22 protein-coding genes and 1 riboswitch are annotated in these 25,990 nt (G+C 69.0%); of the genes, 11 read left to right on the forward strand and 11 right to left on the reverse strand.

Features of this window, described 5'->3' with window-relative positions; all coding sequences use genetic code 11:
- Window positions 1–104 precede the first annotated feature (104 nt).
- Window positions 105–536 (forward strand): universal stress protein, encoded by a 432-nt coding sequence (locus BKA14_RS01045; RefSeq protein WP_184949062.1) that lies wholly within the window; start codon window positions 105–107, stop codon window positions 534–536.
- Here the strand turns inward: BKA14_RS01045 and BKA14_RS01050 are convergent.
- Window positions 533–1,693 (reverse strand): serpin family protein, encoded by a 1,161-nt coding sequence (locus BKA14_RS01050; RefSeq protein ID WP_184949063.1) that lies wholly within the window; start codon window positions 1,691–1,693, stop codon window positions 533–535. The genes BKA14_RS01045 and BKA14_RS01050 overlap by 4 nt on opposite strands.
- Window positions 1,694–1,893: 200 nt before the next feature.
- Window positions 1,894–2,051: riboswitch (cyclic di-AMP (ydaO/yuaA leader) on the forward strand.
- A gap of 2 nt (window positions 2,052–2,053) precedes the next feature.
- On the opposite strand from BKA14_RS01050, the gene BKA14_RS01055 reads away from it, so the two are divergent.
- The 3 genes from BKA14_RS01055 (at window position 2,054) to BKA14_RS01065 (ending at window position 6,248) form a co-directional block, all read left to right on the forward strand.
- Window positions 2,054–2,605, forward strand: a complete 552-nt coding sequence (locus BKA14_RS01055; RefSeq protein ID WP_184949064.1) for a LysM peptidoglycan-binding domain-containing protein — start codon at window positions 2,054–2,056, stop codon at window positions 2,603–2,605.
- A gap of 243 nt (window positions 2,606–2,848) precedes the next feature.
- Window positions 2,849–5,059, forward strand: coding sequence for a M4 family metallopeptidase (locus BKA14_RS01060; RefSeq protein WP_184949065.1), 2,211 nt, complete (start codon window positions 2,849–2,851; stop codon window positions 5,057–5,059).
- A 70-nt stretch (window positions 5,060–5,129) separates the two neighbouring features.
- On the forward strand, window positions 5,130–6,248 hold the full coding sequence (locus BKA14_RS01065) for a glycoside hydrolase (RefSeq protein WP_260416725.1): 1,119 nt from the start codon (window positions 5,130–5,132) through the stop codon (window positions 6,246–6,248).
- Here BKA14_RS01065 and BKA14_RS01070 read toward each other — a convergent pair.
- Window positions 6,245–7,666, reverse strand: coding sequence for a WGR domain-containing protein (locus BKA14_RS01070; protein WP_184949066.1), 1,422 nt, complete (start codon window positions 7,664–7,666; stop codon window positions 6,245–6,247). The two genes, BKA14_RS01065 and BKA14_RS01070, sit on opposite strands and share 4 nt — an antisense overlap.
- 257 nt (window positions 7,667–7,923) lie before the next feature.
- On the opposite strand from BKA14_RS01070, the gene BKA14_RS01075 reads away from it, so the two are divergent.
- Together BKA14_RS01075 and BKA14_RS01080 are read left to right on the forward strand one after the other, a co-directional pair.
- Entirely contained in the window at window positions 7,924–9,528 is a 1,605-nt protein-coding gene (locus tag BKA14_RS01075; protein ID WP_438861867.1) for an RICIN domain-containing protein, read from the forward strand.
- A gap of 37 nt (window positions 9,529–9,565) precedes the next feature.
- On the forward strand, window positions 9,566–9,988 hold the full coding sequence (locus BKA14_RS01080) for a DoxX family protein (RefSeq protein ID WP_239092846.1): 423 nt from the start codon (window positions 9,566–9,568) through the stop codon (window positions 9,986–9,988).
- Between the two features lie 96 nt (window positions 9,989–10,084).
- Here BKA14_RS01080 and BKA14_RS01085 read toward each other — a convergent pair whose 3' ends face one another.
- Together BKA14_RS01085 and pepN are read right to left on the reverse strand one after the other, a co-directional pair.
- Complete coding sequence (locus BKA14_RS01085; RefSeq protein WP_184949068.1) at window positions 10,085–10,948, reverse strand: sulfotransferase domain-containing protein; 864 nt, start codon at window positions 10,946–10,948, stop codon at window positions 10,085–10,087.
- A gap of 345 nt (window positions 10,949–11,293) precedes the next feature.
- Window positions 11,294–13,723 carry an aminopeptidase N gene (pepN, locus tag BKA14_RS01090; RefSeq protein ID WP_184949069.1) on the reverse strand — a complete coding sequence of 810 codons (2,430 nt, stop codon included), beginning with the start codon at window positions 13,721–13,723 and terminating at the stop codon, window positions 11,294–11,296.
- 54 nt (window positions 13,724–13,777) lie between these two features.
- On the opposite strand from pepN, the gene BKA14_RS01095 reads away from it, so the two are divergent.
- Window positions 13,778–14,371, forward strand: a complete 594-nt coding sequence (locus BKA14_RS01095) for a hypothetical protein (protein WP_184949070.1) — start codon at window positions 13,778–13,780, stop codon at window positions 14,369–14,371.
- Between the two features lie 67 nt (window positions 14,372–14,438).
- Here the strand turns inward: BKA14_RS01095 and BKA14_RS01100 are convergent, their stop codons facing one another.
- A complete protein-coding gene (locus tag BKA14_RS01100; RefSeq protein ID WP_184949071.1) occupies window positions 14,439–14,903 on the reverse strand; it encodes a hypothetical protein in 465 nt (154 codons plus the stop codon).
- Window positions 14,904–15,137: 234 nt separating this feature from the next.
- Here BKA14_RS01100 and BKA14_RS01105 point away from each other — a divergent pair, with 234 nt between their 5' ends.
- Window positions 15,138–17,090 (forward strand): cellulase family glycosylhydrolase, encoded by a 1,953-nt coding sequence (locus tag BKA14_RS01105; protein ID WP_184956482.1) that lies wholly within the window; start codon window positions 15,138–15,140, stop codon window positions 17,088–17,090.
- A 125-nt stretch (window positions 17,091–17,215) separates the two neighbouring features.
- Here the strand turns inward: BKA14_RS01105 and BKA14_RS01110 are convergent, their stop codons facing one another.
- Window positions 17,216–19,021: a sensor histidine kinase gene (locus BKA14_RS01110; protein ID WP_184949072.1), complete on the reverse strand. Its 1,806-nt coding sequence runs from the start codon at window positions 19,019–19,021 to the stop codon at window positions 17,216–17,218.
- Window positions 19,022–19,130: 109 nt separating this feature from the next.
- Here BKA14_RS01110 and ku point away from each other — a divergent pair, with 109 nt between their 5' ends.
- Window positions 19,131–20,099, forward strand: a complete 969-nt coding sequence (gene ku / locus BKA14_RS01115; RefSeq protein ID WP_184949073.1) for a non-homologous end joining protein Ku — start codon at window positions 19,131–19,133, stop codon at window positions 20,097–20,099.
- Here the strand turns inward: ku and BKA14_RS01120 are convergent, their stop codons facing one another.
- The 4 genes from BKA14_RS01120 to BKA14_RS01135 are packed head-to-tail and all read right to left on the reverse strand — an operon-like array spanning window position 20,100 to window position 22,402.
- Window positions 20,100–20,480 carry a hypothetical protein gene (locus BKA14_RS01120; protein WP_239092849.1) on the reverse strand — a complete coding sequence of 127 codons (381 nt, stop codon included), beginning with the start codon at window positions 20,478–20,480 and terminating at the stop codon, window positions 20,100–20,102.
- Window positions 20,477–21,718: a WXG100-like domain-containing protein gene (locus BKA14_RS01125; protein WP_184949074.1), complete on the reverse strand. Its 1,242-nt coding sequence runs from the start codon at window positions 21,716–21,718 to the stop codon at window positions 20,477–20,479. Before BKA14_RS01125 ends, BKA14_RS01120 begins: the two co-directional genes overlap by 4 nt.
- Window positions 21,715–22,032: a type VII secretion target gene (locus BKA14_RS01130; protein ID WP_184949075.1), complete on the reverse strand. Its 318-nt coding sequence runs from the start codon at window positions 22,030–22,032 to the stop codon at window positions 21,715–21,717. The genes BKA14_RS01125 and BKA14_RS01130 overlap by 4 nt, the downstream gene beginning before the upstream one ends.
- Window positions 22,022–22,402, reverse strand: a complete 381-nt coding sequence (locus BKA14_RS01135; protein ID WP_184949076.1) for a YbaB/EbfC family nucleoid-associated protein — start codon at window positions 22,400–22,402, stop codon at window positions 22,022–22,024. The genes BKA14_RS01130 and BKA14_RS01135 overlap by 11 nt, the downstream gene beginning before the upstream one ends.
- A gap of 69 nt (window positions 22,403–22,471) precedes the next feature.
- On the opposite strand from BKA14_RS01135, the gene BKA14_RS01140 reads away from it, so the two are divergent.
- The gene (locus BKA14_RS01140) at window positions 22,472–22,675 is read left to right on the forward strand and encodes a hypothetical protein (RefSeq protein WP_184949077.1); all 204 of its coding nucleotides are present in this window, start codon (window positions 22,472–22,474) and stop codon (window positions 22,673–22,675) included.
- 7 nt (window positions 22,676–22,682) lie between these two features.
- Here the strand turns inward: BKA14_RS01140 and BKA14_RS01145 are convergent, their stop codons facing one another.
- Window positions 22,683–23,471, reverse strand: coding sequence for a hypothetical protein (locus tag BKA14_RS01145; RefSeq protein WP_184949078.1), 789 nt, complete (start codon window positions 23,469–23,471; stop codon window positions 22,683–22,685).
- 203 nt (window positions 23,472–23,674) lie between these two features.
- Here BKA14_RS01145 and BKA14_RS01150 point away from each other — a divergent pair, with 203 nt between their 5' ends.
- The gene (locus tag BKA14_RS01150) at window positions 23,675–25,987 is read left to right on the forward strand and encodes an ATP-dependent Clp protease ATP-binding subunit (RefSeq protein ID WP_184949079.1); all 2,313 of its coding nucleotides are present in this window, start codon (window positions 23,675–23,677) and stop codon (window positions 25,985–25,987) included.
- Window positions 25,988–25,990 lie beyond the last annotated feature (3 nt).

Here is a 25,990-nt window from a genome sequence, read left to right on the forward strand (position 1 = left end):
CGATCCGCGGGCACTCGCAAGCAGAGATGTCGATACGTGCGTCTGGCCGCCGTTTCCCGGCCGCGGCGTTGCTCTGCGGACGCCGTACGGCCTGTAATGAGCGCATGAGCACATGGACGACGATCGTTGTCGGCGTCGATGGGTCACCCGGCAGCCGTAAGGCCCTGACCTGGGCCGCGGCCGAGGCGGCGGACCACGGCGCCGAGCTGCTCGTGCTGAACGTGTGGGAGCACACGCTGCTGCCACCGGCGGGCGGGCCCAGCGTTTCCGAACACGCGGTGGCCGAGCCCAGCCAGGCCACCACCGAGGAGCTGCTCCAGGTGATCAAGGAGGAGCTCGGGGAGGACCCGCCGGTGCCCGTACGGGCTCAGGTCCGGCAGGGACGCCCGGCGAAGGTCCTGATCGACGAGTCGGAGGGCAAGAACCTGCTGGTGGTCGGGCATCGCGGGCACGGCGGCTTCGCGGGTCTCGTGCTCGGCTCGGTCAGTCAGCACGTCGCCGCGTACGCGAAATGCCCGGTCACCGTCGTGCGTTAACGCGGATCCCGTACGGCGCCCAGGAACAGGATCGTGCCGGTCCGCCGGTCGGAGATCGTGAACTGGAACGGGCGGTCGGCGCGGAACACGGCCGGGTTCACCTGGGCCGAGGTCGTCATGACCCCGCCCGTGACTCCGGCCGCCTCGGTACCCTTCTCGTCGACCCGGATGTACGTCTTGTGATACACCTGCTCGAGCCGTCGGCCGTCCGGTGACATCGGCCGGAAGTTCGCCCGTGCCGGGTCGAACGCGCTGGTCATGCCCATTTTCTGCAGCGGCTTGGTGAGCTGGCCGGCCCAGCGCAGCTCGAAGCGGGGCAGCGCGATGTCCTCGAAACCGCGCGGGGCCAGGCTGCCGCTCAGCGCCTGCCAGTCGGCGGCACCGGCCATCTTGCCGTCCTCAGCCAGGATGATCTCCATCCCGTAGCGCCCGTTTTCGCCGTACGGGAGACGAAGCATGCGGAAGCCGTCGCGCTCGGCATAGCCGTAGGAACCGCCCGAGTGGTGCATTGTGGGCACCGTGACCGGCCCGCCGGGAGTGGTGAACTTCTCGTCGCGCGTGATGAGGAAGATGAGGAACTCGTTCTGCCACGTCCCCAGGAAGTACACCGCATTGAGCAGTACGAGGGTGGCTTGCGCGCTGGGCAGGCCGAGGTCGCGCGCGATGCCCTTGATCCGGCCGCCGGTGTTCTCGTCGACCCAGTCGTCGATCTTCTCAGCCGTCTCCGCCGACCCCAGATCGGCGTCCTCCACGGTGCCGCCGAAGCTGTGCCGCACGAAGTCGGCGTAGTCGTCCTCGAGCGGGCCGTTGTTGTACAGCGCGTCGGACACCGACAACGTCACGTCCTCGGTGTCGGCCAGCTCCCGCAGCAGCGCCCCGACCCGCTCGTCCTGACCCTCGCGCAGACCCAGCACCCGCGCCATCTCGGCTGCGGTGTCCCCGTCGGCGCCGGCCGACACCATGGCCAGCAGCACGGACACCGACACCGGGGACGTGACCGTGTTCGCGTCCTTCTCGTCGAGCTGGGCGAACAGGTCGAAGCCGAACGTGTTGACGGCCCGGGCCACCGGGGCGGCGTCGGTCGCGACCAGCTTCACCTTGATGCGAGCGGCGTCACCGGGCACCTTGTCGCCACCACACGCGGCGGTCGCCAACACGCCACAGACCAGGACAAACGCTGCTAGGGCACGGATCACACCAGTGAGACTAGGAACGGGCCTCCAGGGTTCCCGGATCGATGAGTCGAAGTTCACGATTCGGCCCGCGGATTTGGCTGTACGGGTCGTCGCCTGGTTACCGTCGGCCGAGTCCCGCAGTCGCGGGCACCCCGGGCGGAACGCCGAATCCTGCCGCCGCCCGTGCGGAAACGAACCCAGGCATGGAGCGGGGGACCCACAAGTTCCTCGGCGCGCCGCTGTTCCCAGCCGGCGCGCCTCGGGGTGAAGCCGCCTGCGCGCGGCCGGGCAGCCCAGCCCGAACCCGACAGCTCACCTCGCAGGCGTGGAGGTAGCTCTTTCATGGCACAGATCGCTAAGAAGACCCGTGTCGCGTTCGGCCTGACGGTCGCGGGCGTCGCGGGCGCGGTGGGCCTGCTCGGCCCCGCGTCGCCGGCCCAGGCCGCGAGCGTGAACTGGGACGCCGTCGCCAAGTGCGAGTCCGGCGGCAACTGGAGCATCAACACCGGCAACGGCTACTACGGTGGGCTGCAGTTCAGCCGCAGCACCTGGAAGGCGTACGGGGGAACGAAATATGCCCCGACCGCCAACAAGGCCACCAAGGCGGAGCAGATCAAGATCGCTGAGAAGGTGCTGAAGGGGCAGGGCATCGGGGCCTGGCCCACGTGCGGCAAGAAGGGTGGCACCCCCGCCAAGCCGGTCGCGAAGAAGCCGGCCGCGCCCGCCAAGAAGCCCGCTTCCGGCAAGCACTACGTCGTGCGTTCCGGTGACACGCTGGCCTCCATCGCGGCCAAGCAGCACGTCAAGGGCGGCTGGAAGGCGCTCTACCAGCTCAACAAGACGGTGCTCAAGAGCCCCAGCCTGATCTATCCCGGTCAGCGGCTCGCCCTCTGAGTCGTCCGCGCGTCCGGCCCGGTTTGCCGATCGGGCCGGACGCGCGCGCCGCGTCCCACTGTGTGGACAGCCGGATCGGTGCCCGAATTCGCCCCGTGAGCTGCCCCGCGACAAGCTGGACATCGACCCAACTAAATGGAAACTTAAACTTTACAGGCGATTTCTCCCCGCGCCGTCCCGCGAACTGTGAGGATCTCTCGCATAGACAGACGTGGATGTCTGTACCTCGTGGGGAGGAAACACGTGAGAATTGCTGTCGCGCTGGCCGGCGCCATCGCCCTGGCCAGTGGGGGCCTGGTGGCCACCGCCACAACCGCGTCCGCCGCGCCGGTCACCCCCGGCTCGTCGCTCATCGACCAGGCCGGATCGGCGATCAAGAAGTCGGCCAAGGACCGCTACACGGTCTACAGCAACAAGAACGGCATCACCCGCTACACCCGCACCTACGACGGTTTGCGCGTCTACGGCGGTGACGTGATCATCCGTACGAAGGCCGGGAAGTTCGCCGGTGCGTCGGCCGGCCTGGCCAAACCGCTCAGCCTCGGCACCAAGCCGTCGGTCACCGCCGCCGGCGCCGCCGCCACGGCCAAGGGCCAGTTCCGGGGCACGATCACCCAGGCCGGGACGCCGGAGCTGTTCGTCGACGCGAGCAGCGGCATCGGCACGCTGTCGTGGGAGACCGTCATCACCGGCTGGCAGCCCGACGGTCAGACCCCGTCCCGTTTCCACGTCATCTCGGACGCCCTGACCGGCAAGGTCGTCGGCTCGTACGACGAGATCGAGAACATCGCGGGCACCGGGAACAGCATCTACTCGGGCCCGGTCGCGCTCGAATCGACGCCGGCCGGGGAGTCCTTCACGCTGATCGATCCCGTACGCGGTAACGGTTCCACTTGCGACATGAACAACCGCACGTCGGGCACCTGCACCACGTTCACCGACGCCGACAACACCTGGGGCACAGGCGCACCCGCCGACCGGCAGTCGGCCGCCGTGGACGCCCACTTCGGCGCCGCGGTCACGTTCGACTACTTCAAGGACGTGCACGGCCGCAACGGCATCTTCGGCGACGGGCGCGGTGTCCCCTCCCGCGTGCACTACGGCAACGCGTACGTGAACGCCTTCTGGGACGGCGCCCAGATGACCTACGGCGACGGCACGGGCAACGCCAAGCCGCTGGTCGCGCTGGACGTGGCCGGGCACGAGATGTCGCACGGCGTCACCGAGAACGTGGTGCCGGGCGGGCTCACCTACTCGGGCGAATCGGGCGGCCTGAACGAGGCCACAAGCGACATCTTCGGCAGCATGGTCGAGTTCCACGCCGGCAGCACCGAGGACGCGGGCGACTACGACATCGGCGAGAAGATCGACATCAACGGCAACGGCTCGCCGCTGCGCTACATGTACAACCCGGCCCTCGACGGGCGTTCCCACAGCTGCTGGTCGACCTCCACGCGCAGCGTCGACGTGCACTACTCCTCCGGCGTGGCCAACCACTTCTTCTTCAACCTGGCCGAAGGTTCGGGCGCGACCCCGTACGGGACCTCGCCGGTCTGCGGCGCCGCCGAGCCGGTCACCGGCATCGGCAAGGAGAAAGCCGCGAAGATCTGGTTCCGGGCGCTCGACGCGTACTTCGTCTCGAACACCGGCTACGTGAACACGACCACGCCGGCCAACACCGCCCGCGCCTACTCGCTGGCCGCCGCCACCGACCTGTACGGCCTGTGCAGCGCCGAGTACAAGGCCGTGCAGACCGCGTGGACCTCGGTCAACGTGGCCGGCAACGACGAGGAATGCTATGACGGCAACGCCTTCGCGCTGACCCTGTCCGCCGACAACGCCGCAGTCGGCCCCGGCGAGTCCACGACCGTCACGGCGACCACCGCAGTGGTCAACGGCGAGGCCGAGGAGATCACCTTCAGCGCCGGCGCCACCCCGGCCGGTGTGACCGTCTCGTTCGAGCCGGCCACCGTCACGGCGGGGGAGTCGACCACGATCACCGTGAGCGCCGCCCCGGACGCCACCCGGACCAGCGGCCCGGTCACCATCACCGCGACCGCGGCCTCGCTGACCCGCTCGAAGCCGCTGACCGTCAAGGTCGGCAGCGTCGCGGCCTGCACCGTCACCAACGCCACGGCCGTGCCGATCCCCGACCTGACCACGGTCACCAGCGAGGTCGAGCTGGGCCAGTGCGCGGCCACCCCGTCCACTGCCAGCTCGGTCGACGTGAAGATCCAGCACACGTACATCGGTGACCTGGTGGTCAGCCTGATCGCCCCCGACGGCACGGCCTACGTGCTGCACAACCGGGCCGGCGGTGGCACCGACAACATCGACCAGAGCTACCCGGTCGACCTGTCGTCGGAGACCGCCAACGGCAAGTGGACCCTGCGCGTGCAGGACGCGGCCCGCGCCGACACCGGCACCCTGACCAGCTGGACCCTCTCCGTCTAGCCTCCTCCTGATCGGGCCCGCTCCTCAACGACGAGGGGCGGGCTCTTCGCTGCCCACCCCGCCGGCGCCACTGCCGCCGACTACGGCGCCTGGCAGGGCTGGCGCAACCCCGACCCGGCGACGACCGCCTGGAACTGGAACGCCGACGCCAAGCAGCGCGCCGCCCCGGGTCAAGGCGGCCCAGCGCGGCGCGATCACCGAACTGTTCGCCAATTCCCCGATGTGGTGGATGTGCCTCAACCACAACCCGTCCGGGGCAGCCGACGGCGGCCTGAACCTGCAGTCGTGGAACCACACCCAGCACGCCGCGCACCTCGCGATCGTGGCGCGCCGGGCCCGCGACAACTGGGGCGTCACTTTCCGCAGCGTGGACCCGTTCAACGAGCCGTCCTCGACCTGGTGGCGCGCCGACGGCACCCAGGAGGGCTGCTTCATCGGCGCCACCACTCAGCGCAGCGTCCTGGCCCAGCTCCGGTCGGAGCTGGACCGCCAGGGCCTGACCGGCGTCACGATCGCCGCCTCCGACGAGACCAACTACGACGTCGCCCGCAGCACCTTCGCCGGCTTCGACTCGGCCACCCGTGCCCTGATCGGCCAGGTCAACGTGCACGGCTATCAAGGTTCGGGCGGCCGCCGCGACCTGCTCCTCACCGACGTCCGCGCGGCCGGCAAGGTGCTCTGGAACTCCGAGACCGGCGACGGCGACGGCACCGGGCTGATCCTCGCCGCCAACCTGTGCCTGGACTGGCGCTGGCTGCACCCCACGGCCTGGGTCTACTGGCAGGTGATGGACTCGAGCGCCGGCTGGGGCCTGATCCGCTACGACGGCGGCACGCTGACCGCCGGGCCGATCGAGACCAAGCTGTACGTCCTGGCCCAGTTCACCCGCCACATCCGGCCCGGCATGCGCGTCATCGACACCGGCGTGGGCTACGCGGCCGCCGCCTACGACCGGTCGGCCCGCCGGTTGGTCGTCGTCGCCGTCAACACCGGCGCCGCGCAGACCATCGCCCTCGACCTGTCCCGCTTCGGCCGGACCGCCGGCCCGGTTACCCGCTGGACCACCGTCCCCGCCGCCACCGACCGCTACACCTCCCGCACCGACCTGCAGATCACCGACAAGACCGTCCGCGCTTCCTTCCCCGCCGCGTCCGTCCCGACCATCCAGATCGACGATGTGACCCTTTAGAGCAAACGACGAATCTCCCCGTACGTCCGGTAGAAGCCTCCGCGGGCGGCCTCCCGCACACCCGTCACGACGTAACGGCTGCCGCGCTCGCGGATTCCCTTGGGGAACTGCACCTGCCAGTCGCGGTGATAGCCGCCGCTGACCACCCGGATCCGCAGGCGGCCACCCTCCTCGACGCACTCGACGACCACCCCGCCGTCGACGTCGTGGATCACCTCGACAGCGGTCGACGGCGCGACGGCGGGCATGCGCGGCGGCGCCTTGACGTCGATCGGCTCGGGAATCGTGCCCGTCACCGCCGACTGAACGGCCGCCTCGCTCGCGTCGATGCATGCCAACGCGCCGTTAGTGGTGACGATGTAGAGCCGCTCGTCGCGATATTGCATCGAGTAGGCCGAGCCGCAGCCCGTGCCGAGCTTCCACAGCCGGGTGCCGCTGACGTCGAAACAGTAGATCGACGAACTGCTGTCGCCGGCGAACACGTAACGCCCGTCCTTGGACGTGGCGCACGAGTAGACCGGGGCATCACAGCGATACGTCTGCCGGTGTGTGCCGTTCTTACCCAGCTCGACCACCTGCCGGGTCGCCGTGCCCGCGTAGAGCGTGTCGCGCTCCTGCCACCCGAACAGCACCGCGCCGGTCGGGGTGTTCCACAATTCCTTCCCCGTACGCCAGTCGTAGCTCGTGACGCCGTTGGAGTGGCCGTGATGCACGGCGTCGGCGTCGCAGCGGACCATCCACGCCGAACTGCCCCGGCCCGGGCGACGCCAGAGGAACTCGTCCTCGTGGTCGATCGTCGCGATGCCGCCGCCGGAGTCGGAGACGCCGAGCACGCCGTCGTGGATGTCGAGCCAGTAGATGTCGATCGACGGGTCGATCCGGTAGGCCAGCCGCGGCACCTTGCCCGACAGGTCGTAGACGTTGCCGTCGTCGCAGCCTGCGTAGATCCAGCCCGCGTCGGCGACGATGCACTTCACGCCGTCGGGCAGCCGGAACTGCTGCAGCACCTCGGCGCCGTGGCTGAGCGTTGTGATCAGGCCACTCTCGTTGCCGACCATGCACACGTCGTCGTCGACGAAGATGCCGAAGGCGGGGCTGCCCGAGTCGTAGCGCCACAGGATCGGGGCGCGCGTGGCCGTCGAGCGGGTGCTGACGATCTGACGCCGGGACACCGCGCGTTTCTGCCGGCCGCCCGGCACCGCCGGGGCGTACCCCTTGCGGACCTTTTCCCCGATCTTCTTGGACGCCTCGGCCCGCGCCTTGTCGTTGGTGGTGAACGACGACTGCTTGACCTGCCCCCGATCGCCGATGCGCCCGTACCGGATCGTCAGGTCCACGCCGTCGACGGTCACCTCATAGAACTTGTGCGCGCTTCCGGAGTCTTCGGAGAGCTCGAGGTACGTCGTCTCGGCCGGCATTCGGGGGCCACCTTTCGCAGCACTGATTTCGATGGCCCCGAAGCTAGCGTCCGGGTACGACAAAATTCAGCCGGGTCCACACAGGACGTCGTCACGGGTCGGGCCGAGCGGCAGCGCGATGAGCGTGGCTGCCAGCAGTGCCGCCACTGCGACAGGTCGGACGGCCCGGCCCCACCTTGACATCGCGTGGGAGCGTGCCCACACTGCATGGACATCTATCTATGTGAACGATAACAGCATGCGAAAAGGATTCTGAGATGGACAAACCGCGTCGATGGCGGGCCGCCCTGATCGGTCTCGTCGTCACGATGCCGGCCGGCGCCGGGGTGCTCGTCGGCCTGCCCACGGCCCAGGCGGCCACGGTCAGTACCGCCGCCTGGTACGTGCTGGTCAACCGCAACAGCGGCAAGGCGATGGACGTCTACAACCGGGCCACCCATGCCGGGGCCGGCATCGCCCAGTTCACCCGCAACGACGGCAACTGGCAGCAATGGCAGTTCGTCGACGCGGGCAGCGGCTACTACAAAATCAAGAGCCGGCACAGCGGGCTGGTGCTCGAACTGCCCAACGCCACCGACGGCACCCAGCTGATCCAGAACACCGACAACGGCACGACCCGGCAGCATTTCACGCTGAAGGATTCCGCCGGGGGATACGTGCGGCTGCTGAATCGGCACAGCGGCAAGGCCGTGGAGACGTGGGAATGGTCCACCGCGGACGGTGCGATCGTCGCGCAATACGGTGACCTCGACGGCGCCAATCAGCAATGGCAACTGGTGCAGGTAGGCAGCGGCGGTTCCGCCGGCGGCTGCGGCTCGGGCACGTTCCAGTCCGAGGTGACCGTCAGCGGCAGCACCTGGACGGCGCGCAACGCCTCCGGGGCGAGCGTTTACAGCGGCACCGACTTCCGCGCGGCGGTGCAGGCCGGAATCGGCAGCCTCACGGCCGGGCGCACGTCGATCCAGCGCGTTGTCGTACGCGGCAACGGCTCGATGACCGCGGGCAGCCGCATCTCCCTGGCCTCGTACACGTCGCTCTCGGTCTGCGGCACCATCAACGTGACCGGCTTCGGCAGCGGTGACTACGCGCCCATTTACGCCCGCGGCGTCAGCGCCATTGAGGTGCCTTATCTGAACGTCACGGGCGCGCCGATCTACGGCATTTTCCTGCGCAACGTGACCAACGTGTGGCTCGGCCAGATCGACATGCGGCTCAGCGCCGGCCTCGGGGTGCGCATCGACAATCGCGGCGACACCAGCCAGTGGACCCGCAACGTCAAAGTCGATTCCGTGTACGTCTCCGGGGCGTCCTCACACGCGATGGAGACGTACGGGGTCGACGGCATCACCATCGGCACCGTGACCGCGCGCAACGTCGGCGAATCGGGCCTGCTGCTCAACCAGACCATCAACGCCACGGTCGGCACCGTCGACGCGGAGAACGCCGGCGCCGGTACGGGTTATGCCGCCTTCCGGATGGCCAACCGCAACGGCCGGGTCGGCGACGCGTACCCGAACACCGTCAAGGTCGGCACCGTGAAGGCGCGCGGCGGCGGCCGGGGCATCTTCTGCGTCTCGGAAAGCGGCGGTGCGACCATCGACCGGGTCGACATCGCCAACACGGGCAACAATTCCGTGCTCGTCGAGAACTGCTACAACGTCGTGATCGCCGGGGTCTCCGGCACGATCAGCGGCGGCGGCGAGGTCCGGATCGCGGCCCGCGCGGAGTTCGCCCCGTCGTCGGGCATCAGCTTCCGCAACCTGACGGTCGCCAACACGAACATCACGTGGAGCCCGTGCGCGGGAAGCAACAACACGATCAGCAATGTGACGCGGTCGAATTCCACGCTCACCTGGTGTTGATCGGCGCCGCCGGGGGCAAGTCCGGAGCATGAGCCGATTGACGCGAGCACTCGGGCAGGCGGCCCTCGGCGGTGTGTTGCTCACCGCCGGGGCCGGCCACCTGACCACGCAGCGCAGGGAATTCCAGGCCCAGGTCCCGTCCTGGTTCCCGGCCGACCCGGACAAGGTGGTGCTGGCCTCCGGCGTGGTCGAACTGGCGATCGGCACGGCCCTGCTGGCCACCTGGAAACAACCGGCCCGCGGCCTGCTCGGCAAGGCGGTGGCCGCCTTCTTCGTCGGTGTCTTCCCCGGCAACATCGCCCAATTCGTCGAACGCAAGGACGGTTTCGGCCTCGACACCGACACCAAGCGCGCGCTGCGTCTGCTGGGCCAGCCCGCACTGGTCGCCTGGGCCCTCGCCGCCACCCGCCCGGCCGGCCCCGCTCCGGCGTCTCGGCGCCAAGAGGCCGGCCTTACCTAGAAAGCCCCCGCAATTCCGGCCGATGTGCTCATCGGCCACCCCGATGGTCCCGGCTTCGTCCGGCGGCAGCTGAACCCCGAGCAGGCGGCGCTGGCCCTATTGCTGGTCGAAGGTCGGGTAGCCGAGACGTTTGACCAGGTCACCGGTGGCTTTGTTGAAGGCCTCGTAGATGTCGTCGTCGAAGTGGTTGGCCCAGTCGCCGGGCTGGCCTTTGCGGTAGTGGGAGACCGTGGCTGTGCCCTGGCGTTCGTTCATTTTGGTGAAGCTGTAGCGGTCGAGCACCGTGGCCAGGTCGTCGGTGGGCAAATTGATGCCGCAGTGGCGCAGCAGCGCTTCCATCTCGGTGGCCTGGTGTTCGCCGGTCAGGTCCTCGTATTTGACCAGGCGCACCTCGTCGGAGGCGGGCGCGTCGATCCACGAGCGGATGGCGCCGAATCGGTTCTTCCGGGCCATGTCGCCGATCAGCCAGAGCAGGCCTTCCTTGCGCGGTTTTTCGAGCAGCACTTTGCGCACTTCGAGCACGTCACCCATCGGGCCGTGCGAGTTGCGCGTGGAGAAGTAGCTCGACACCACCATGTCGCGCGGGTCGCGCATGACGAAGAATGCTCGATACTTCTCCGGCTTCGGCATCTTGTCGAACCGGGGCCGGGGGAAGAACAGCGACAGCCCGATCCGCTGGGACGGCACCACACGCGGGTGTTTCCAGTTGTAGAAGCGCGGGTCGTACGTCAGCAGGCCGGAATGGCGGTAGACGAGCGGGTCGCTGAACACCGCCTTGATCCACTGGCTGGCGGTCTTGCGGACCGCGCAGTGGTAGACGTTCTCGAACTCGCTTCGGGTTTCCACCGGCACGGTGATCCGCAGTTTGGTGTTGTACGCCTCGAGTTGCGCACGGCGGGCCAGAACGCGCACCGGCTCCGGCGTGCGTTGCTTGGCGAGCATGACAGCGCTGTTCAACATCGTCCGAGCCCGTGTCCTTTGCGTACGAAATCGCGGGTTCGCTGGCTAAATGATCTTGATCCGAGTGGCGTCCAAAGACCTTATAACAAAATCGATCGAAATAGAGAACATGACGCCTGGGAGGTTGCTGAAAGCGCAAGCCCCCGGGAGAGGTAACGAGGCAGGGGGTGGAGTCGCTCCGCATACCAGCCGATAGCACCGTGGAGAACTGGCAGTAGGAAGGCGGCGGCAGCCGAGCATGGCTGCCGGCGCCACGAGCAGCGGACGGGCCAACCGGCGTGTGGACCAGTCGGTACACGGCGGGCGAGGGTCGTGCGGTTCAAAGCTGGGCGCGCGCCCGGCAGGTCACGGCTGAGCGCGGGTTGTGCGGCTCGGGCCGGGCGTGGGTTGGGCGGCTCCGCTTCGAGCGCGGATCATGCGGCGTAGTTCGTCGGCGTACTCCAGGACAGTCTGGCGGATCACCGGGGCGGCGTCGGTGACGGCCCGTTCGGCTTGGGCCGGGAAGTCCGCAGTGGTGCCGAATCGGGGGAGCAGCCGCGAGGAGTAGACCATCGACGGGACCATGCCGCCGCGGTCGAAGGTCGGTAGCAGGCGCAGGTACATGTCGCCGTAACCGGACAGGATCGCGTCCTGACCGGGGCGCCAGAACGCGGTCGTGACGTCCCTCATCGAGCTCACCGGCACGGACCGGTCAACAGTCAGGATCTGCCACACCGCGGCCTTCTCGTCGGCGTCCGGGCGGGCCGCGCGCACGGCCAGGGCGCGGAACGTCGCGTCCGGGTCGGGGTCGCGGGCGAGCAGATCCCGTACGGGGGAGTCGGTCTCCTGCCCGAGCTCGGCCGCGCGGATCAGGCAGCGCCAGTGCAGGTCGATGTCGTCGCCGGCCCGGTCGCGCAGCCGGTCGATCGCGTCGAGATCCGGCGCCGAACGGATCATGCCGCGCAACGCCACCTGTTCGCGGCCGGGCTGCTCGGCCAGCCGCGCACACAACGCGTAGAAGTCGGTCATCAGCCGGTCGTCGCCCGCCCACAGTTCGGCGGCGTTGCCGGCCAGTCGCAGGTACGGCTCGATCACCGCGTCCGACGTCTCCCCGGTGAGGACCGAGGTCAGGCAGGTCAGCGCCTCGTCGGGGGTGGCCACGGCGACGCCACGCGAGACCGGGGTGGGCAGCGCGCCGGCCGCGGTGACGAGGGTTGCCCGATCGCGGGCCGACGGCCGGGTCGTCGCGAACGTCAGGTCCTCGTCGTTGACCAAGTAGAAGTCGGCATCTTCGGGCATCACCACGGATGTGGAGGCGCCCTGCACGTCGACGGTGGCCAGCGCGGTGCGCCGTAACCGTCCGTCGTCGAACACGTAAGAACCGATGGCGAGGACTTGCGGCCGGGGCAGGCCCGCCGGTCCGCTGCCGGTCAGCGTGCCCGGCTCGAACGTGAAGGTGTCGACACCCGCCGTCTCGAGCCAGCCCGTCCGCCACGTGTTCAGGTCGCGGCCCGAGGTCTCGGCCAGGGCGTCGATCAGATCCTGCAGGGTCGTGCTGCCCCACGCGTGCCGGGCGAAGTACGACCGCATCCCGGCTACGAAGCGGTCCTCCCCCACGTACGTCATGAGCTGCCGCAACACCGCCGCGCCCTTGGGGTAGGTGATCGCGTCGAAGATGGACGCGGCCTGGGCGACGTCCCGTACGGGTTGACGGATCGGATGCGACACCGGGCCCTGGTCGGCCAGGTAGGCGACGAGTTTCTCGCTCGCCAGCAGCCCCACCCAGGCGTCGGTGTGCCGGGTCGCGCCGACGGCGGCCCAGTAGCAGGCGAACTCGGCGAACGCCTCGTTCAGCCACAGGTCGTCCCACCAGCGCATCGTCACCAAGTTGCCGAACCACATGTGCGACAACTCGTGCAGCAGCACGACGGCCAGCGATTCCTGCTCCGCGGGCGTCGGCTCGGAGCGCTGCAGGAACCTGTCCTCCCAGGTCACGCAGCCCCAGTTCTCCATCGCGCCGCCGAATTCGGGCATGAACATCTGGTTGTACTCGCGCTGCGGGAACGGCCGGCCGAAGACGTCGCCGAAGAACGCGAGGCCCTGCTCGGTGACGGTGAAGATCCGGTCGGCGTCGCGGTCGAGCATCGGCGCCAGCGAACGGCGGCAGAACAGGCCGAGGTCGTACCCGCCGGCCTCCCGGCGCACCTCGTGCAGCGGACCGGCGTTGACCACGCAGTTGTACGTGGAGAGCACCGGAGTGTCGGGGAAGGTCCAGCGCCGTGCGCCGTCCCGCTCCTCCACCGCCGGGGTGCCGCTGTTGCTGCCTACGAGCCACGACGTCGGCGCGGTGACGACGAAAGCGTGCGGCGCCTTAAGGTCGGGCTGGTCGAAACACGCAAAAACGTATCGGGCCTCGTCGGGGCAGAACGTCGTCCAGACATAGACCTCACCGTCGGCCGGGTCGACCGCCTTGTGCACGCCCGGCCCGTCGGTGGTGTCGGCCTGCACCGACTCGACGCGCAGCACGTTGTGCTCGGCCAGGCCGGTCAGCGGGATGCGCCCGCCCACGGCCGGCGGCAGCGGCTCGCCGTTGAGGGTGGCGGAGACGATCGGGGCCACACAGTCGGCGAAAGTGGAGGCCCCCGGTTCGCGACAGCCGAAGGTCACCGTCGACACGCAGGTCACGGCGGAGCCGGTCGGCAGGTCGGTGAGGTCGATCGTGATGTCGTAACGCTCGACGGCGATGAGTGCCGCGCGCTCCTCGGCTTCGACCTGGGTCAGGCTCCGTACGGTCATGCGCACGATCGTAAGTGCGGGTTTGCTGGATCGCCTCGTGGTTAAACCGGACGCATGCCACTGATCATCGTCAACGTGTTTCTGCTCGGTGCTGCGCTTTTGTTTCTGCTGGGTCTGCTGGCCCGGCGCCAGCACGCCCGGGCCGCCGAGCCGGGACCGGTGGTGACCGAGCCGCTCGAGGATCTTGCGGCCGAGGTGGAGGCCGTCGGCACGGCGGCGCAGCAGGCCCAGCGCGCGGCGGACGCGGCCCGCAACCGTGCCGACTCGGCGGAACGGGCGCGCGACGAGGCCGAATATCAGTATCGGGAGGCGCAGTACGGGCCGCGTCCCGACGGCGAGGAACCGTGGCGGCTGGTCGAGCGGGCGGCGCTGGAGGCCTACCGGCGGGGTGATCTTTCGGCCGCCCAGCTCGACGCCATCTGGCGGCACGTGCCCGGCACCGGCCTGGATGGGCGCGAGAACGCGGTGCAAAGTGCGCGCGAACTGTACGAAAGTGCGTCGGCCGAGGCGGTCCGGGTGCGCCAGCAGGCGTACGTGGCCGACGTGGCCGCCGAAGTGCTGGCCGAGGAGCAGCGGGTGGCAGTCGGCCAGCTCACGGTGGCGCGGCAGTCGGTCAGCGGGGGCCTGCCCGGGCTGTTCGCCGCCTGAGCCGCCCGGGCTGCTCCTGCGGTGAGTCGCCGGCCCTGCCGTCGGGAGGCGGGACCGGGGCGGGCCGTCAGGAGCAGTGGCGCTGGACGGGGGAGAGCCAATCGCTCATGGTGGGGCCCAGGGTCTTGTCGACGTCTTTGCTGGTCTTGATCGCGCTGAAGAACTTGGCGTCGGTGGACTTGGCGTGCATCTTGTCCGCGGCTTGTTTGCCGTCCGCCTTGATCTGGGCGTCTTTGCTGGTGGCGGTGGCTTCCTGGACGGCCGTGGCGAAGGCGGCCAGCGAGCTCTGCGCGGTGGCGATGGTCTTGCGGTCGGCCACGTACTTGGTGAGGGCTTCGGCGAAGGGCGCCATGTTCTTCCCGTATGCCTGACCCAGCGCCTCGCACGTGGACTTGGTCGCCGCCTGGGCGGTGGTGACCGGCGCGGCCGAGGCGGGGGCGGCCGTGGTGGTGGAGTTCGTCGCGGTGCCGCAGGCCGAGGCGATCACGAGAACGCCGGCCGCCAGAAGCGCGATCTTGGGGATGCGAACCATGAGGAACTGACCTCCGGGGGAGAGGGATTGCTGGGAGCGCTCCCAACGATCCTGCACCATACGAGCTGTAGCGAGGTTTGTCGATGGGGTCGAAAGTCTTGTCCAGATGTCAGTCTCATTAAATACTGTCGCTGGGAGCGCTCCCACTGATGTCTCGCTCCCGCAGCGCCGGAAAACCCGATCCCCGTCCTCGATCCGGGAGTTCATGTGTTCCTCAAGAGAGCAAGCAAGTGCCTGGCCGTCGCGCTCGGCCTTACCCTGGCGTGGCCAGGTGTGGCCGGCGCGACGGAGAGCAGCACCGTGCATCAACAAGCAGCCAGCACCGTGCAACAGCAAGCGGCGGCCGCCGCGGGCAGCGACTGGCTGCACGTGTCCGGCAACCAGATCGTCGACGCCGGGGGCAACCCGGTCTGGCTGACCGGCGTGAACTGGTTCGGCTTCAACGCGTCCGAACGCGTCTTCCACGGGCTCTGGTCGGCCAACATCACGCAGGTCACCAAGTCGATGGCGGACCGCGGCATCAACATCGTGCGGGTGCCGATCTCGACGCAGCTGCTGCTGGAGTGGAAGAACGGCCAAGCCACCGCGCCCAACGTCAACACGTACGCGAACCCGGAGCTCGAGGGCAAGAACAGCCTGCAGATCTTCGAGTACTGGCTGAGCCTGTGCGAGACGTACGGGATCAAGGTCATGCTCGACGTGCACTCGGCGGAAGCCGACAACTCCGGGCACATTCATCCGGTCTGGTACAAGGGCACGATCACGCCGGAGCTGTACTACCAGGCGTGGGAGTGGGCGGCCACGCGCTGGAAGACCAACGACACGCTCGTCGCCTTCGACCTGAAGAACGAGCCGCACGGTACGGCCAACGACACCACCCGCGCGAAGTGGGACAACACGACCGACGTCGACAACTGGAAGAACACCGCGGAGACGGCCGCCCGGCGCATCCTGGCGATCAACCCCGAGGTGCTGATCCTGGTCGAGGGGCAGGAGATCTACCCGCGCGAGGGCAAGACCTGGAGCTCGCCCAACACCAACCCCGACCTGTCGCCCAACTACTACAACAACTGGTGGGGCGGCAACCTGCGCGGCGTCAAGGACTATCCGATCAACCTGGGCGCGAACCAGGACCAACTCGTCTACAGTCCGCACGACTACGGACCGCTCGTCTTCAACCAGCCGTGGTTCGACAAGCCTTTCGACAAGACCACGCTGACCAACGACGTGTGGCGCCCCAACTGGTTCTACATCCACGAGAACGGCACCGCGCCGCTGCTGATCGGCGAATGGGGCGGCCGGCTCGGGCAGGACGCCCGCCAGGACAAGTGGATGACCGCGCTGCGCGACCTCATCGTCGAGCACAAGCTGCACCAGACGTTCTGGGTGCTCAACCCCAACTCGGGCGACACCGGCGGCCTGTTGCTGGACGACTGGAAGACCTGGGACGAGCAGAAGTACGCGCTGCTCAAGCCCGCCCTGTGGCAGTACAGCAACAAGTTCGTGAGCCTCGACCACGAGGTGCCGCTGGGTGGCGCGGGCAGCACGACCGGCATCAGCCTGGGCCAGCGTTACAGCAGCGGGGGTGGCCCCGGTGACACGACGGCCCCGAGCGCGCCGGGTCAGCCCACGGCCACCGGCGTGACCGGCACCGGCGTGAGCCTGAGCTGGGCCGCGTCCACCGACAACGTGGGGGTGACCTCGTACGACGTCCTGCGCGGGAGCACCGTGATCGCCACCGTGTCGGGCACCTCGTACGCCGTCACAGGCCTCACCCCGTCCACCGCCTACACGTTCAGCGTCCGCGCCCGCGACGCAGCCGGCAACGTCTCAGCCGCTTCGGCCGCACGCTCCGTGACGACGACCGCGGGCGGCGACACTCCGGGCGGCAACGGCGGCTGCGCGGCGACCTACAAGACCACGAGCTCCTGGTCCGGCGGTTTCCAAGCCGAGGTCACCGTACGTAACACGGGCACCTCAGCCGGCACCCGCTGGACCGTGAACTGGACGTACCCGTCGGGCACCGCAGTCACCTCCCTGTGGAACGGCGTCCTCACCACCCCGGCCGTCACGGTCACCAACGCCGCCCACAACGGCAGTCTGGCCGCCAACGCGAGCACCACGTTCGGCTTCATCGGCACCGGCCCCGCCACCACCCCCGACCCGATCACCTGCACGCTGAGTTGATCTTCGGGTCGGGGCGCAACCACTCACTCACGTCGCCCGGCCGGCTCGAGCGTTCAGGGCGCGCCAGCGCCCTGCTCGGGCCGGCCGGGTCCCCGCGGGAGCGACGGCCAGCACCCACCACCCCGCTAGGACATCTGTTCTTGACTGGTTCTTGAGGGCATCTCCGCGGGCACGGTGAACCAGAAAACGCTCCCACCCTCGGGATTGGCGTCGACGCCGACGCGGCCGTCGTGCCGTTCAATGATGCGGTGCACGATGGCCAGCCCCAATCCCGTGCCCGGAAAGTTCTCGCTGCCGCCGACCCGGGTGAAGGCGTCGAACACCGCCCCCCGATCCCGTTCCGGAATGCCGATGCCGTTGTCGCTGACCTCGCAGCGCCAGCGTCCCTCGCCCTCGGGCCGGCAGCCGATCCGGATGCGGGGCTCACGATCGGCGGGCGTGTATTTGATGGCGTTGCCGATGAGGTTGTCCAGTACTTGCCGCAGCAGCGTCGGGTCGCCGTGGATCGTCGGCAGTTCACCCACCACGACGTCGGCCGGCCGGTCACCGGAGCGTTCGCGGGTGATCTCCTCGGCGAGCCGGTGCAGGTCGACCGGCACGTTGGCCATGGTGCGGTTCTCGGCGGTGGCGTAGTCGAGCAGGTCGTCGATCAGCACGCGCATGTGGTCGGCGCCTTTGCGCAGCCGCGTGAGGAAGTCGCGTTGCATGTCGTCGAGCCGGTCGTACGCCTCCTCCTGCAGGAAGTCGGCGTAGCCCATGATCCGTGCGAGCGGGCTGCGCAGGTCGTGCGCGACGACCCCGGCGAACCCGACGAGCTCGGTTTCGCGCTGGCGCAGCCGGTGTTCGACCTCTTCGCGGCGGGCGATGTCGGTGCGCAGCGCCGCGGTGGCCTCGTCGACGCGGCGCAACGCCCGGTTGCGGGACGTGGCGATGGTGCCCGTAAGCGCGACCAGCAGGGCCGTCAGCACGATCCCGACCAGCCACGCCAGCTCGTCGAAGCTCTGGACGGTATCGGTGAGCAGCCGGGTGGTGCCCTCGACCCGCAGCGTCCAGGAACGCTGGGCCACCTCGACCGGCGCTTCGTGGGGTTCGACGCCCGAGTCGAGCGGGATCTCCGGTTTCCAGACGGCCAGGGGCAGGGGGTCGCCGGAGCCGTCGTCGAGCAGGGTGACGGCCACCCTGACACCGGCCGAGTCGGCCACGATCTCGCTGAGGAAGTCACCGCCGCGCACGCCCAGCACCAGCCAGCCCCGGAACCGGCCGTTGTCGGCCGCGGCGGGGGAGGTCGCGAAGACCGGGGCGACGAAGACGAACGACAGCTGGCGCTCCTCGAACGGCCGGTCCGAGTCCTTGAGCAGGCGGTACGTGCGGCTGACGGTGACCCGGCGACCGGCTTCGGCGGCGTCCATGGCCTCGACCGCCTGCGGGGAGCGGGACAGGTCGAGCCCGGCCACGCTGCCGGTGTCGTCCAGCCCCTTGTCGAGTACCGCGAACCGGTGCGTGGCGGCGCCGTTCGGGCGCAGGGTCAGCCGGGTGGCTCCCAGTTGCCGCCAGCGGGCCTGCAGCGCGGCCACCCCGCTGGTCGGCGTGGGCACGACCATGGCCAGCCCGGTGCCGCCGGGGAACCGTTCCCGGTCGACCGCGGCGGTGATCGCGGTGAACTCGGCCGCCTCGAGTGACGACTGGGCCCCGACGGCCGCGGCCAGGTCGAGCAATGAGGCCGTGTAGCGGTCGACCTCGGCCGAGATGGCCTGCGCGATGATCGTTGTGCGCTGTCCGACGGCCCGGTTGTTCCGGTCGTCCTCGGCGTTGCGCAAGGCGAGGGCGGACAGCGCGGTCCCGCTCAGGCCGACCAGCGCGACCAGCACGACAGCCACCACCGACCGGCGTACCCCGGTCGGCCGGGGAGCGGGGGTGGCGCTGGGGGTCACATTTGCGAAAATACGCCCGTTCGCGGGGCATTGTGCCGGTTCCCGGCGTTGATCAGCGAGTTCTCAGACGTTTCGTTTCCGGCGCGGTCGCGAGGGTAACCCTCCGTGCATGGCGCGACCCATCTGGACCGGGGCGATCACCTTCGGCCTCGTGTCGGTTCCCGTGGCGATGTATTCGGCCACCCACGACCACGAGGTGAGCTTCCACCAGTTCGAGAAGGGCACCTCGGACCGCATCCGGTACAAGCGGATCAACGAGCGCACCGGCAAAGAGGTCGACTACGACGACATCGTCAAGGGCGCCGAGGTCGGCGACGGCGACTACGTCATGCTCGACCAGGAAGAACTCGACTCGGTGGCGCCGGGCCGCTCCAAGAGCCTCGACATCCACCGGTTCGTCGAGCTGGCCGACATCGATCCGCTGTACTACCAGAAGACGTACTGGCTGGGGCCGGGCAGCGACGAGACGGCCAAGGTGTACGGCCTGCTGCGCGACGCCATGGCCGACAGCGGCCGGGCCGCGGTGGGCACACTGGTCATGCGGGGCAAGGAGTATCTCACGGCCATCCGCCCCGAGAAGAAGCTGCTCGTGCTGCAGACCATGTATTTCGCCGACGAGGTACGCGACCCCGACGAGCAGGTCGACTCGCTGCCCCAGCGCAACAAGGCCAAGCCGGCCGAGATGCACATGGCCCAGCAGCTGATCGACTCGATGTCCGGGCCGTGGAAGCCGGCCGACTTCCGCGACACCTACACCGACCGGGTCAAGGACCTGGTCAAGGCCAAGTCGAAGGGCAAGAAGGTCAAAACCGCCGACCCCGCCCCGGACCCGACCGCGGCCTCGGACCTGTTCGAGATCCTGCGCAAGAGCGTCGAGGCCGCCTCGAAACGCCGAGCGGCCGCCCCGGCGTCGGCCGCCTCCAAGAAGCCGGCCACCGCTCCCAAGAAAGGGAAGAAGCCCGACGTCGCCGGCCTGTCCAAGGCCGAGCTGCTCAAGCTGGCTCGCAAGCTCGACGTGCCCGGCCGCTCGTCGATGTCGCGCCCCGAACTGGAGAAGGCCGTCCGCAAGGCCGCCTGATCACAGCCGGGGGTGCGCGTCCTCGATCGCCTCCACCCTGAGGTACGTGAGAAACTGCTCGCGGTCGCCCGGCGGAAGGTCGGCGAACGCTGCGTACGCCGTGTCGCGCGCATGCGGCGTCTCGGCGGCGAGCAGCCCGGTGATCGCCGCCCAGGCCAGCGACACGTAGCCGTGCAGCCGATCGTTCTGTAGAAGCTCCGACCGGCTCAACGCCGCGAGCGCATTGGCCGCGCCGTCGTCCGCCGCGGCTCGCGCGGCGAGCTCGAACACGGCCTTGGCCCGATAGACGTCACGCCTCTCCACGAGCGCCCGCAACTCGCCCACGGTCATATCCCGTACGGGCGGCTCAGGCGGCAGCGCCGGCGGCGGCGGGATCGTCATGGTGGTGCCTCTCCGAAGATGTATTCGTACTCCTGCCGCAGCAGCTCGTGCAGCCGGTCGACCGACTCCTGGTCCCCGATCGACCGGGCGTAGTCGATCTCTTGCTGGTAAGCGCGCGCCTCGTTCTGGTATCGGGCACGCGGGTCGCCCATTGCGCCGGCCATGCCCTCCCAGCCGGCGGCCCGGTCGTCGCGCAAGTGTGACATCTCGTGCAGCAGGGCGCCGTAGGAGGCGTCCGGGTCCAGAATCATCTGCCCCGGGCTTCCTGCCGACGGCGCGGGCCCATACGCCATCGCGCCGTCCCGCACGACGACCTCGACCCCGGCCTCCTCCGCCTCGCGCATGGCCGCCTCCCACTCGGCCGGATGGGTCTCGCGAGCGGGACCGTGCCGGCGCAGCGGGTCGGCCTCGGCGTGGAACAGGTGGGTGTCGCGGGCTGGCGTGGTGCCCGGTGTGTCGGCGCCCCGGCCCAGCCTGCGCAGCACCGCCTTGATGTCGTCGATGGTCTTCTCGAGCGTGCGCATCATCGGGGTGAGCCGTCGCAGGCTGCCGACCAGGCCGTCGAGCAGCTTCGCGATCCGTGCGACCCACTTCCCGACGAGCGTGCTGACCTGGGCGATCACCCATGGCGTGCCGAGCCCCAGCGTCAGGCCCGCCTCGGCCAGCCATTCCCACAGGCGTACGGCCAGCACCGACACGAAATCGGCGATCAGGTCACGGACCATCATCCGTACGGTCGCCACGAGCATCCCGGCCCCAGCGGTGATCTGCCCGAGCGCCGCGGCCGCCTTGGCCAGCGCCTGCATGGCGGCCTCGTGTTCGCCGGCGACGTGCCGATACGACCTGGCCGCGACACCCGTCCAGGTCGTGATCTGCCGTACGGCACCGTCGTGCAGCGTCGTCCCCGCTGCGGTCATCGCCCCGGAGACGTTGTTCCAGGTCTGAGCGTACGCGTTGATCTGATCGGGGTCCCCGGCCAGCGCGTCCAGCGCGTCGGACAGCGGCTTGACGTGCTCGATGAGCCAGCCGACGCCCCACGACACGAGCTGACCCAGCGGATCAGTGACGAAGGCCAGCGCGTCGAGCCCGGCCGCGATCCCGCCGATGGCCGGGTCGATCCAGCCACCCCCGTTGAAGGACGCCATAAGCGAGTCAACATCCTCGGCCAGGAAGATGCCGCTGAACCAGCGTGTGCTGTCCTCCCGCTCCGCGATCAGCGGGTTGGCCACATCGCTCACGGGCCCGACCCGTTCCGGAACGCCCCAGCCGTACGTTCGTCGGACGCGTTGTACTCCCGGGCGGTGGCCCGCAGGTCATCGCTGGCCCGTTGCAGCGAGTCGGTCGCCTCCTGCAGCGCGTTCACGGTCGCGTCCTGTATAGGGTCGAGCAGGGACGGAATCAACTGGCAGAGGAATCCGTACGCATCCCGCCCGATCACCACCGACGAGGCCGCCGACCGTCCCTGAGCCACCTGCTCGGCGACGTCGTCGACCGTGGACGCGTGCCGCATGATCGCGTCGCCCTGAACCTCGAAGCCCGACTCATCGCCCATCGTCGTCCTCGTTCCGCACCGGGAACCGGCTCTCGAAGCCCGAGACGACGGCCCGCCCCGTCGGAGTGTCCACCCCGACCGTGCGCTCGGCGATCGCCGCGACCTGCTCGGTGAGCCGCGCCTGGGCCTGACGCATCGTCCGCAGGATCTCCTTGGCCAGCCGATCCATGTCGTACCGCCGCGCCTCCGGCTCCAACTCCAGCCCGGTCACACAGCCCGACCCGTCAACCGTTACCCGGACGAGCCGTTCACGGTCGCTGGCCGTTGACTCCAGCCGGCTGACTTGGTCCGCCATGGATTGCGTGGCGGCCGCCTGCTCCGAGACCGACGCCGACCACGACCGGACCCACCCCTCAGCGTCGTCCGACATCTTGCCCCCGTTCCCATCGACGGCTCTCGACCATACCGAGGCCGGGCAAAGCGGCCCTACGATCGGGGGATGGGCCGCCTCTCGCTCCGCCTGGACGCTCTCTACTGCGCGGTCGTCGTCGCCGCGCTCGGACTCTTCGCTCGGCCGCTCTCGGAGACGCTCGGCCTGCACCCCGCCGTGCTGCTCGTCCTGGCCCTGGGCGTCGCGCTCTGGGCCTTCACCCTCCATCGCGCAGCCGCCGGCCCTCACCTGCGCCGCTTTCCGGCGGCCTAAGTGGTGGTCACACCGAGGCCGTACGGCTGTCCCCTGCGGTATTGGGCGGAACAACCCGGGTGTTCGACCGCAGATCGGCCTGTACTTCGTAGGCGTTAGGCGGGCCCGAGCGCCCCCAGTGGACCTTGACCACCGTGGCCGAGCGCAGTCGTTTGCCAGGGGCGTGGCCCTGGTACGGCTCGACCAGCAGGGCGTCCAGGGTCTGCCGTGCGCCCGGCAGCGAGCCGCGCAGGCTTACCGTGCGTAGTTCCCGCGCGAGCGTGATCGCTACATTCCGTACGTGTCGGTCGGTGCCCGTCTCGCCCGCGGTGAGGGCCGCCTCGATACGTGTCCACAGGTGCCAGGAATCTTCTTCGAGCAGCAGGCGGGCCGCCCGGTCGAGGGCCACGCACGTGATGTCGACGGCGGCTTCCTCGCCCAGCTCGGCCACCCACGACAGCTCCTCGGCGGCCGGCCGCAAATGCGGGGACTCGTGCAGCAGCGTCGCGTAGAGCATGGCCAGGATCGTCTGCCGGCCCGGCCCGTCGTAAAGGACGCCGGCGGGCGTGCGTAAACGGGGGAAACGCGCCGTGAGATGAGCGGCCCGGCCCAGCGGCAGATCCACCGCCTCGCGGGTGTCGCGGACCCGGGCGTGGAAGGTGCGTTGTTCGCGCTGCGCGAACAGCAATTGACGATGTTCGTTGGCCAGCAGCCGCGCCGCGACCGAGTAAGCCACCCCCAGCTGGGCGGCCAGCGCGCGAATGGCACGGCGGCGGGCTCGGTCGGGCACGGGATGGCGTCGCTTCGTTCCGGTCATCGCTGTCCTCCCTCCGGGCCATCGTAGGACGACGGTTGTATGTTGAGGGGGCAGCGCGCCTGCACGAGCGGAGCGAGGCCCCCCACGCGGGCCGCGCGTTCACGCCAAGAGGCTAGGACTCAGCGCATTTCACCCTTTTCCGATGACGCATGCGTCTATTCCGGGTGAGGTGCGTGGGCCCTCGCCGCGAGGACGTGAGTGTCGTGTTCGAACGGTTCACCGACCAGGCCCGCCGAGTTGTGGTGCTGGCTCAAGAAGAAGCCCGCCTGCTCAACCACCCCAGCATCGGCACCGAACATCTACTGCTGGGTCTCATCGCCGAGGGCGACGGCATCGCCGGCCAGGCTTTGCGCACCGTCGGCATCACCGCCGACATTGTTCGCGACCACTTGCCGGAAGGAACCACCACTCCGGGCACTCACATGCCGTTCACTCCGCGGGCCAAGAAAGTGCTCGAACTGTCGCTGCGCGAAGCTCTGCAGCTCGGCCACAACTACATCGGCACCGAGCACATCCTGCTGGGTCTGATCCGCGAGGACAAAGGCCTTTTGCCGACCGCCCCGGACGCCGTACGCGATGCCGTGCTGACGTTGCTCAGAGGGGCTCCCGAGACGGCCGTCGCGCTTCCGTCGACGATTCTCGACCAGTTCGGCGTGAACCTGACCCAGCTGGCCCGCGACGGCAAACTCGACCCGGTGATCGGCCGCGACCCGGAAGTCGAACGCGTCATGGTCGTGCTGTCGTGCCGCACCAAGAACAACCCGATCCTGCTGGGCGAGCCGGGAGTCGGTAAGACCTCGGTCGTCGACGGACTGAGCCGGCGCATCGTCCGCGGCGACGTCCCCGACAATTTGCGCGCCAAACAGGTCTACACGCTTGACATGAGCTCGCTCGTGGCCGGCTCGCGCTACCGCGGCGACTTCGAGGAGCGCCTCAAAAAGGTCGTCAAGGAATGCCACACCCGCGGCGACATCATCCTGTTCATCGACGAGATCCACACGATCGTGGGCGCCGGCGCGGCCGAAGGCGCGATCGACGCCGCCAGCATCCTCAAACCCATGCTGGCCCGCGGCGAGCTGCAGACCATCGGCGCCACGACCACCACCGAATACCGTAAGCACTTCGAGAAGGACAAGGCGCTGGCCCGGCGCTTCCAGCCGGTGCAGGTCGACGAGCCCACGTACGCGCAAACCATCGAGATCCTGAAAGGGCTGCGCGACAGTTACGAGGCCCACCACCGGGTCTCCTACACCGATGGCGCCCTGACCGCGGCGGTGACTCTGGCCGACCGCTACGTCGCCGACCGTTTCCTGCCCGACAAGGCGATCGACCTGATCGACGAGGCCGGTTCCCGGGCCCGGATCCGGCAATTGACCGAGCCCGGCCGCAATGCCGCGCTGACCCGGCTGCGGCGCGAGAAGGAAGCGGCGATCGACGCCCAGGATTTCGAGCGGGCCGCCCGGATTCGCGACGACGAGAAGAAAGCGGTGGCCCAGAAGCTGGTGGAGGTCGACCACGAGCAGATCGCAGAGGTGCTGGCCGGCTGGACGGGCATTCCCGTCTTCAAGCTGACCGAGGAGGAAACCGTCCGGCTGTTGCACATGGAGGACGAACTGCACCGCCGCATTGTCGGTCAGGGTGAGGCCGTGGCCGCGGTGTCGCGCGCGATCCGCCGTACGAGGGCCGGGTTGAAAGATCCCCGGCGGCCCTCGGGGTCGTTCATCTTCGCCGGACCGTCCGGCGTCGGAAAGACCTCGCTGGCCCGGGCGCTGGCCGCCTTCCTGTTCGGCTCGGACGACGCGCTGGTGCAATTCGACATGTCGGAATTCCACGACCGTTCCACCGTGTCCCGGCTCGTCGGCGCCCCACCCGGATACGTCGGCTACGACGAGGGCGGCCAGCTCACCGAGAAGGTCCGCCGCAAGCCGTTCTCGGTCGTGCTCTTCGATGAGGTCGAGAAGGCCCATCCCGACGTGTTCAACACCCTGCTGCAGATTCTCGAGGACGGCCGGCTGACCGACGGGCAGGGCCGGATCGTCGACTTCAAGAACACGGTCATCATCATGACGACCAACCTGGGCACACGTTCGTTCTCCGGAGTGCCGCTCGGTTTCGGCGCGGTCGAGGAAGCTCCCGGACGGCAGGTGCGGGAGGCGCTGAAACAGCATTTCCGCCCCGAATTCCTCAACCGCATCGACGACACGATCGTGTTCCCGCCGCTCGGGCACGACGACGTGCTGCAGATCGTCGGCATCATGATGAACCGCATCGAGGCCCAGCTCCGCAACAAGGACATCGCCCTCGAGCTCACCGATCGAGCCCGCGCTCATCTGGCCGCCCGAGGATTCGACCCGGTGCTCGGGGCCCGTCCGCTGCGGCGCACGATCCAGCGCGAGGTCGAGGACACGCTGGCCGAGAAGATCCTGTTCAACGAGCTGCGCCCCGGACACCAGGTGGTGATCGACGCCGACGACGAAGGGTTGCTGTTCACCGAACGCCAGCCGGTCGCCGATTAGCAT

Source organism: Paractinoplanes abujensis, from assembly GCF_014204895.1.
In the GTDB taxonomy this organism is placed as follows: Bacteria; Actinomycetota; Actinomycetes; order Mycobacteriales; family Micromonosporaceae; genus Actinoplanes; species Actinoplanes abujensis.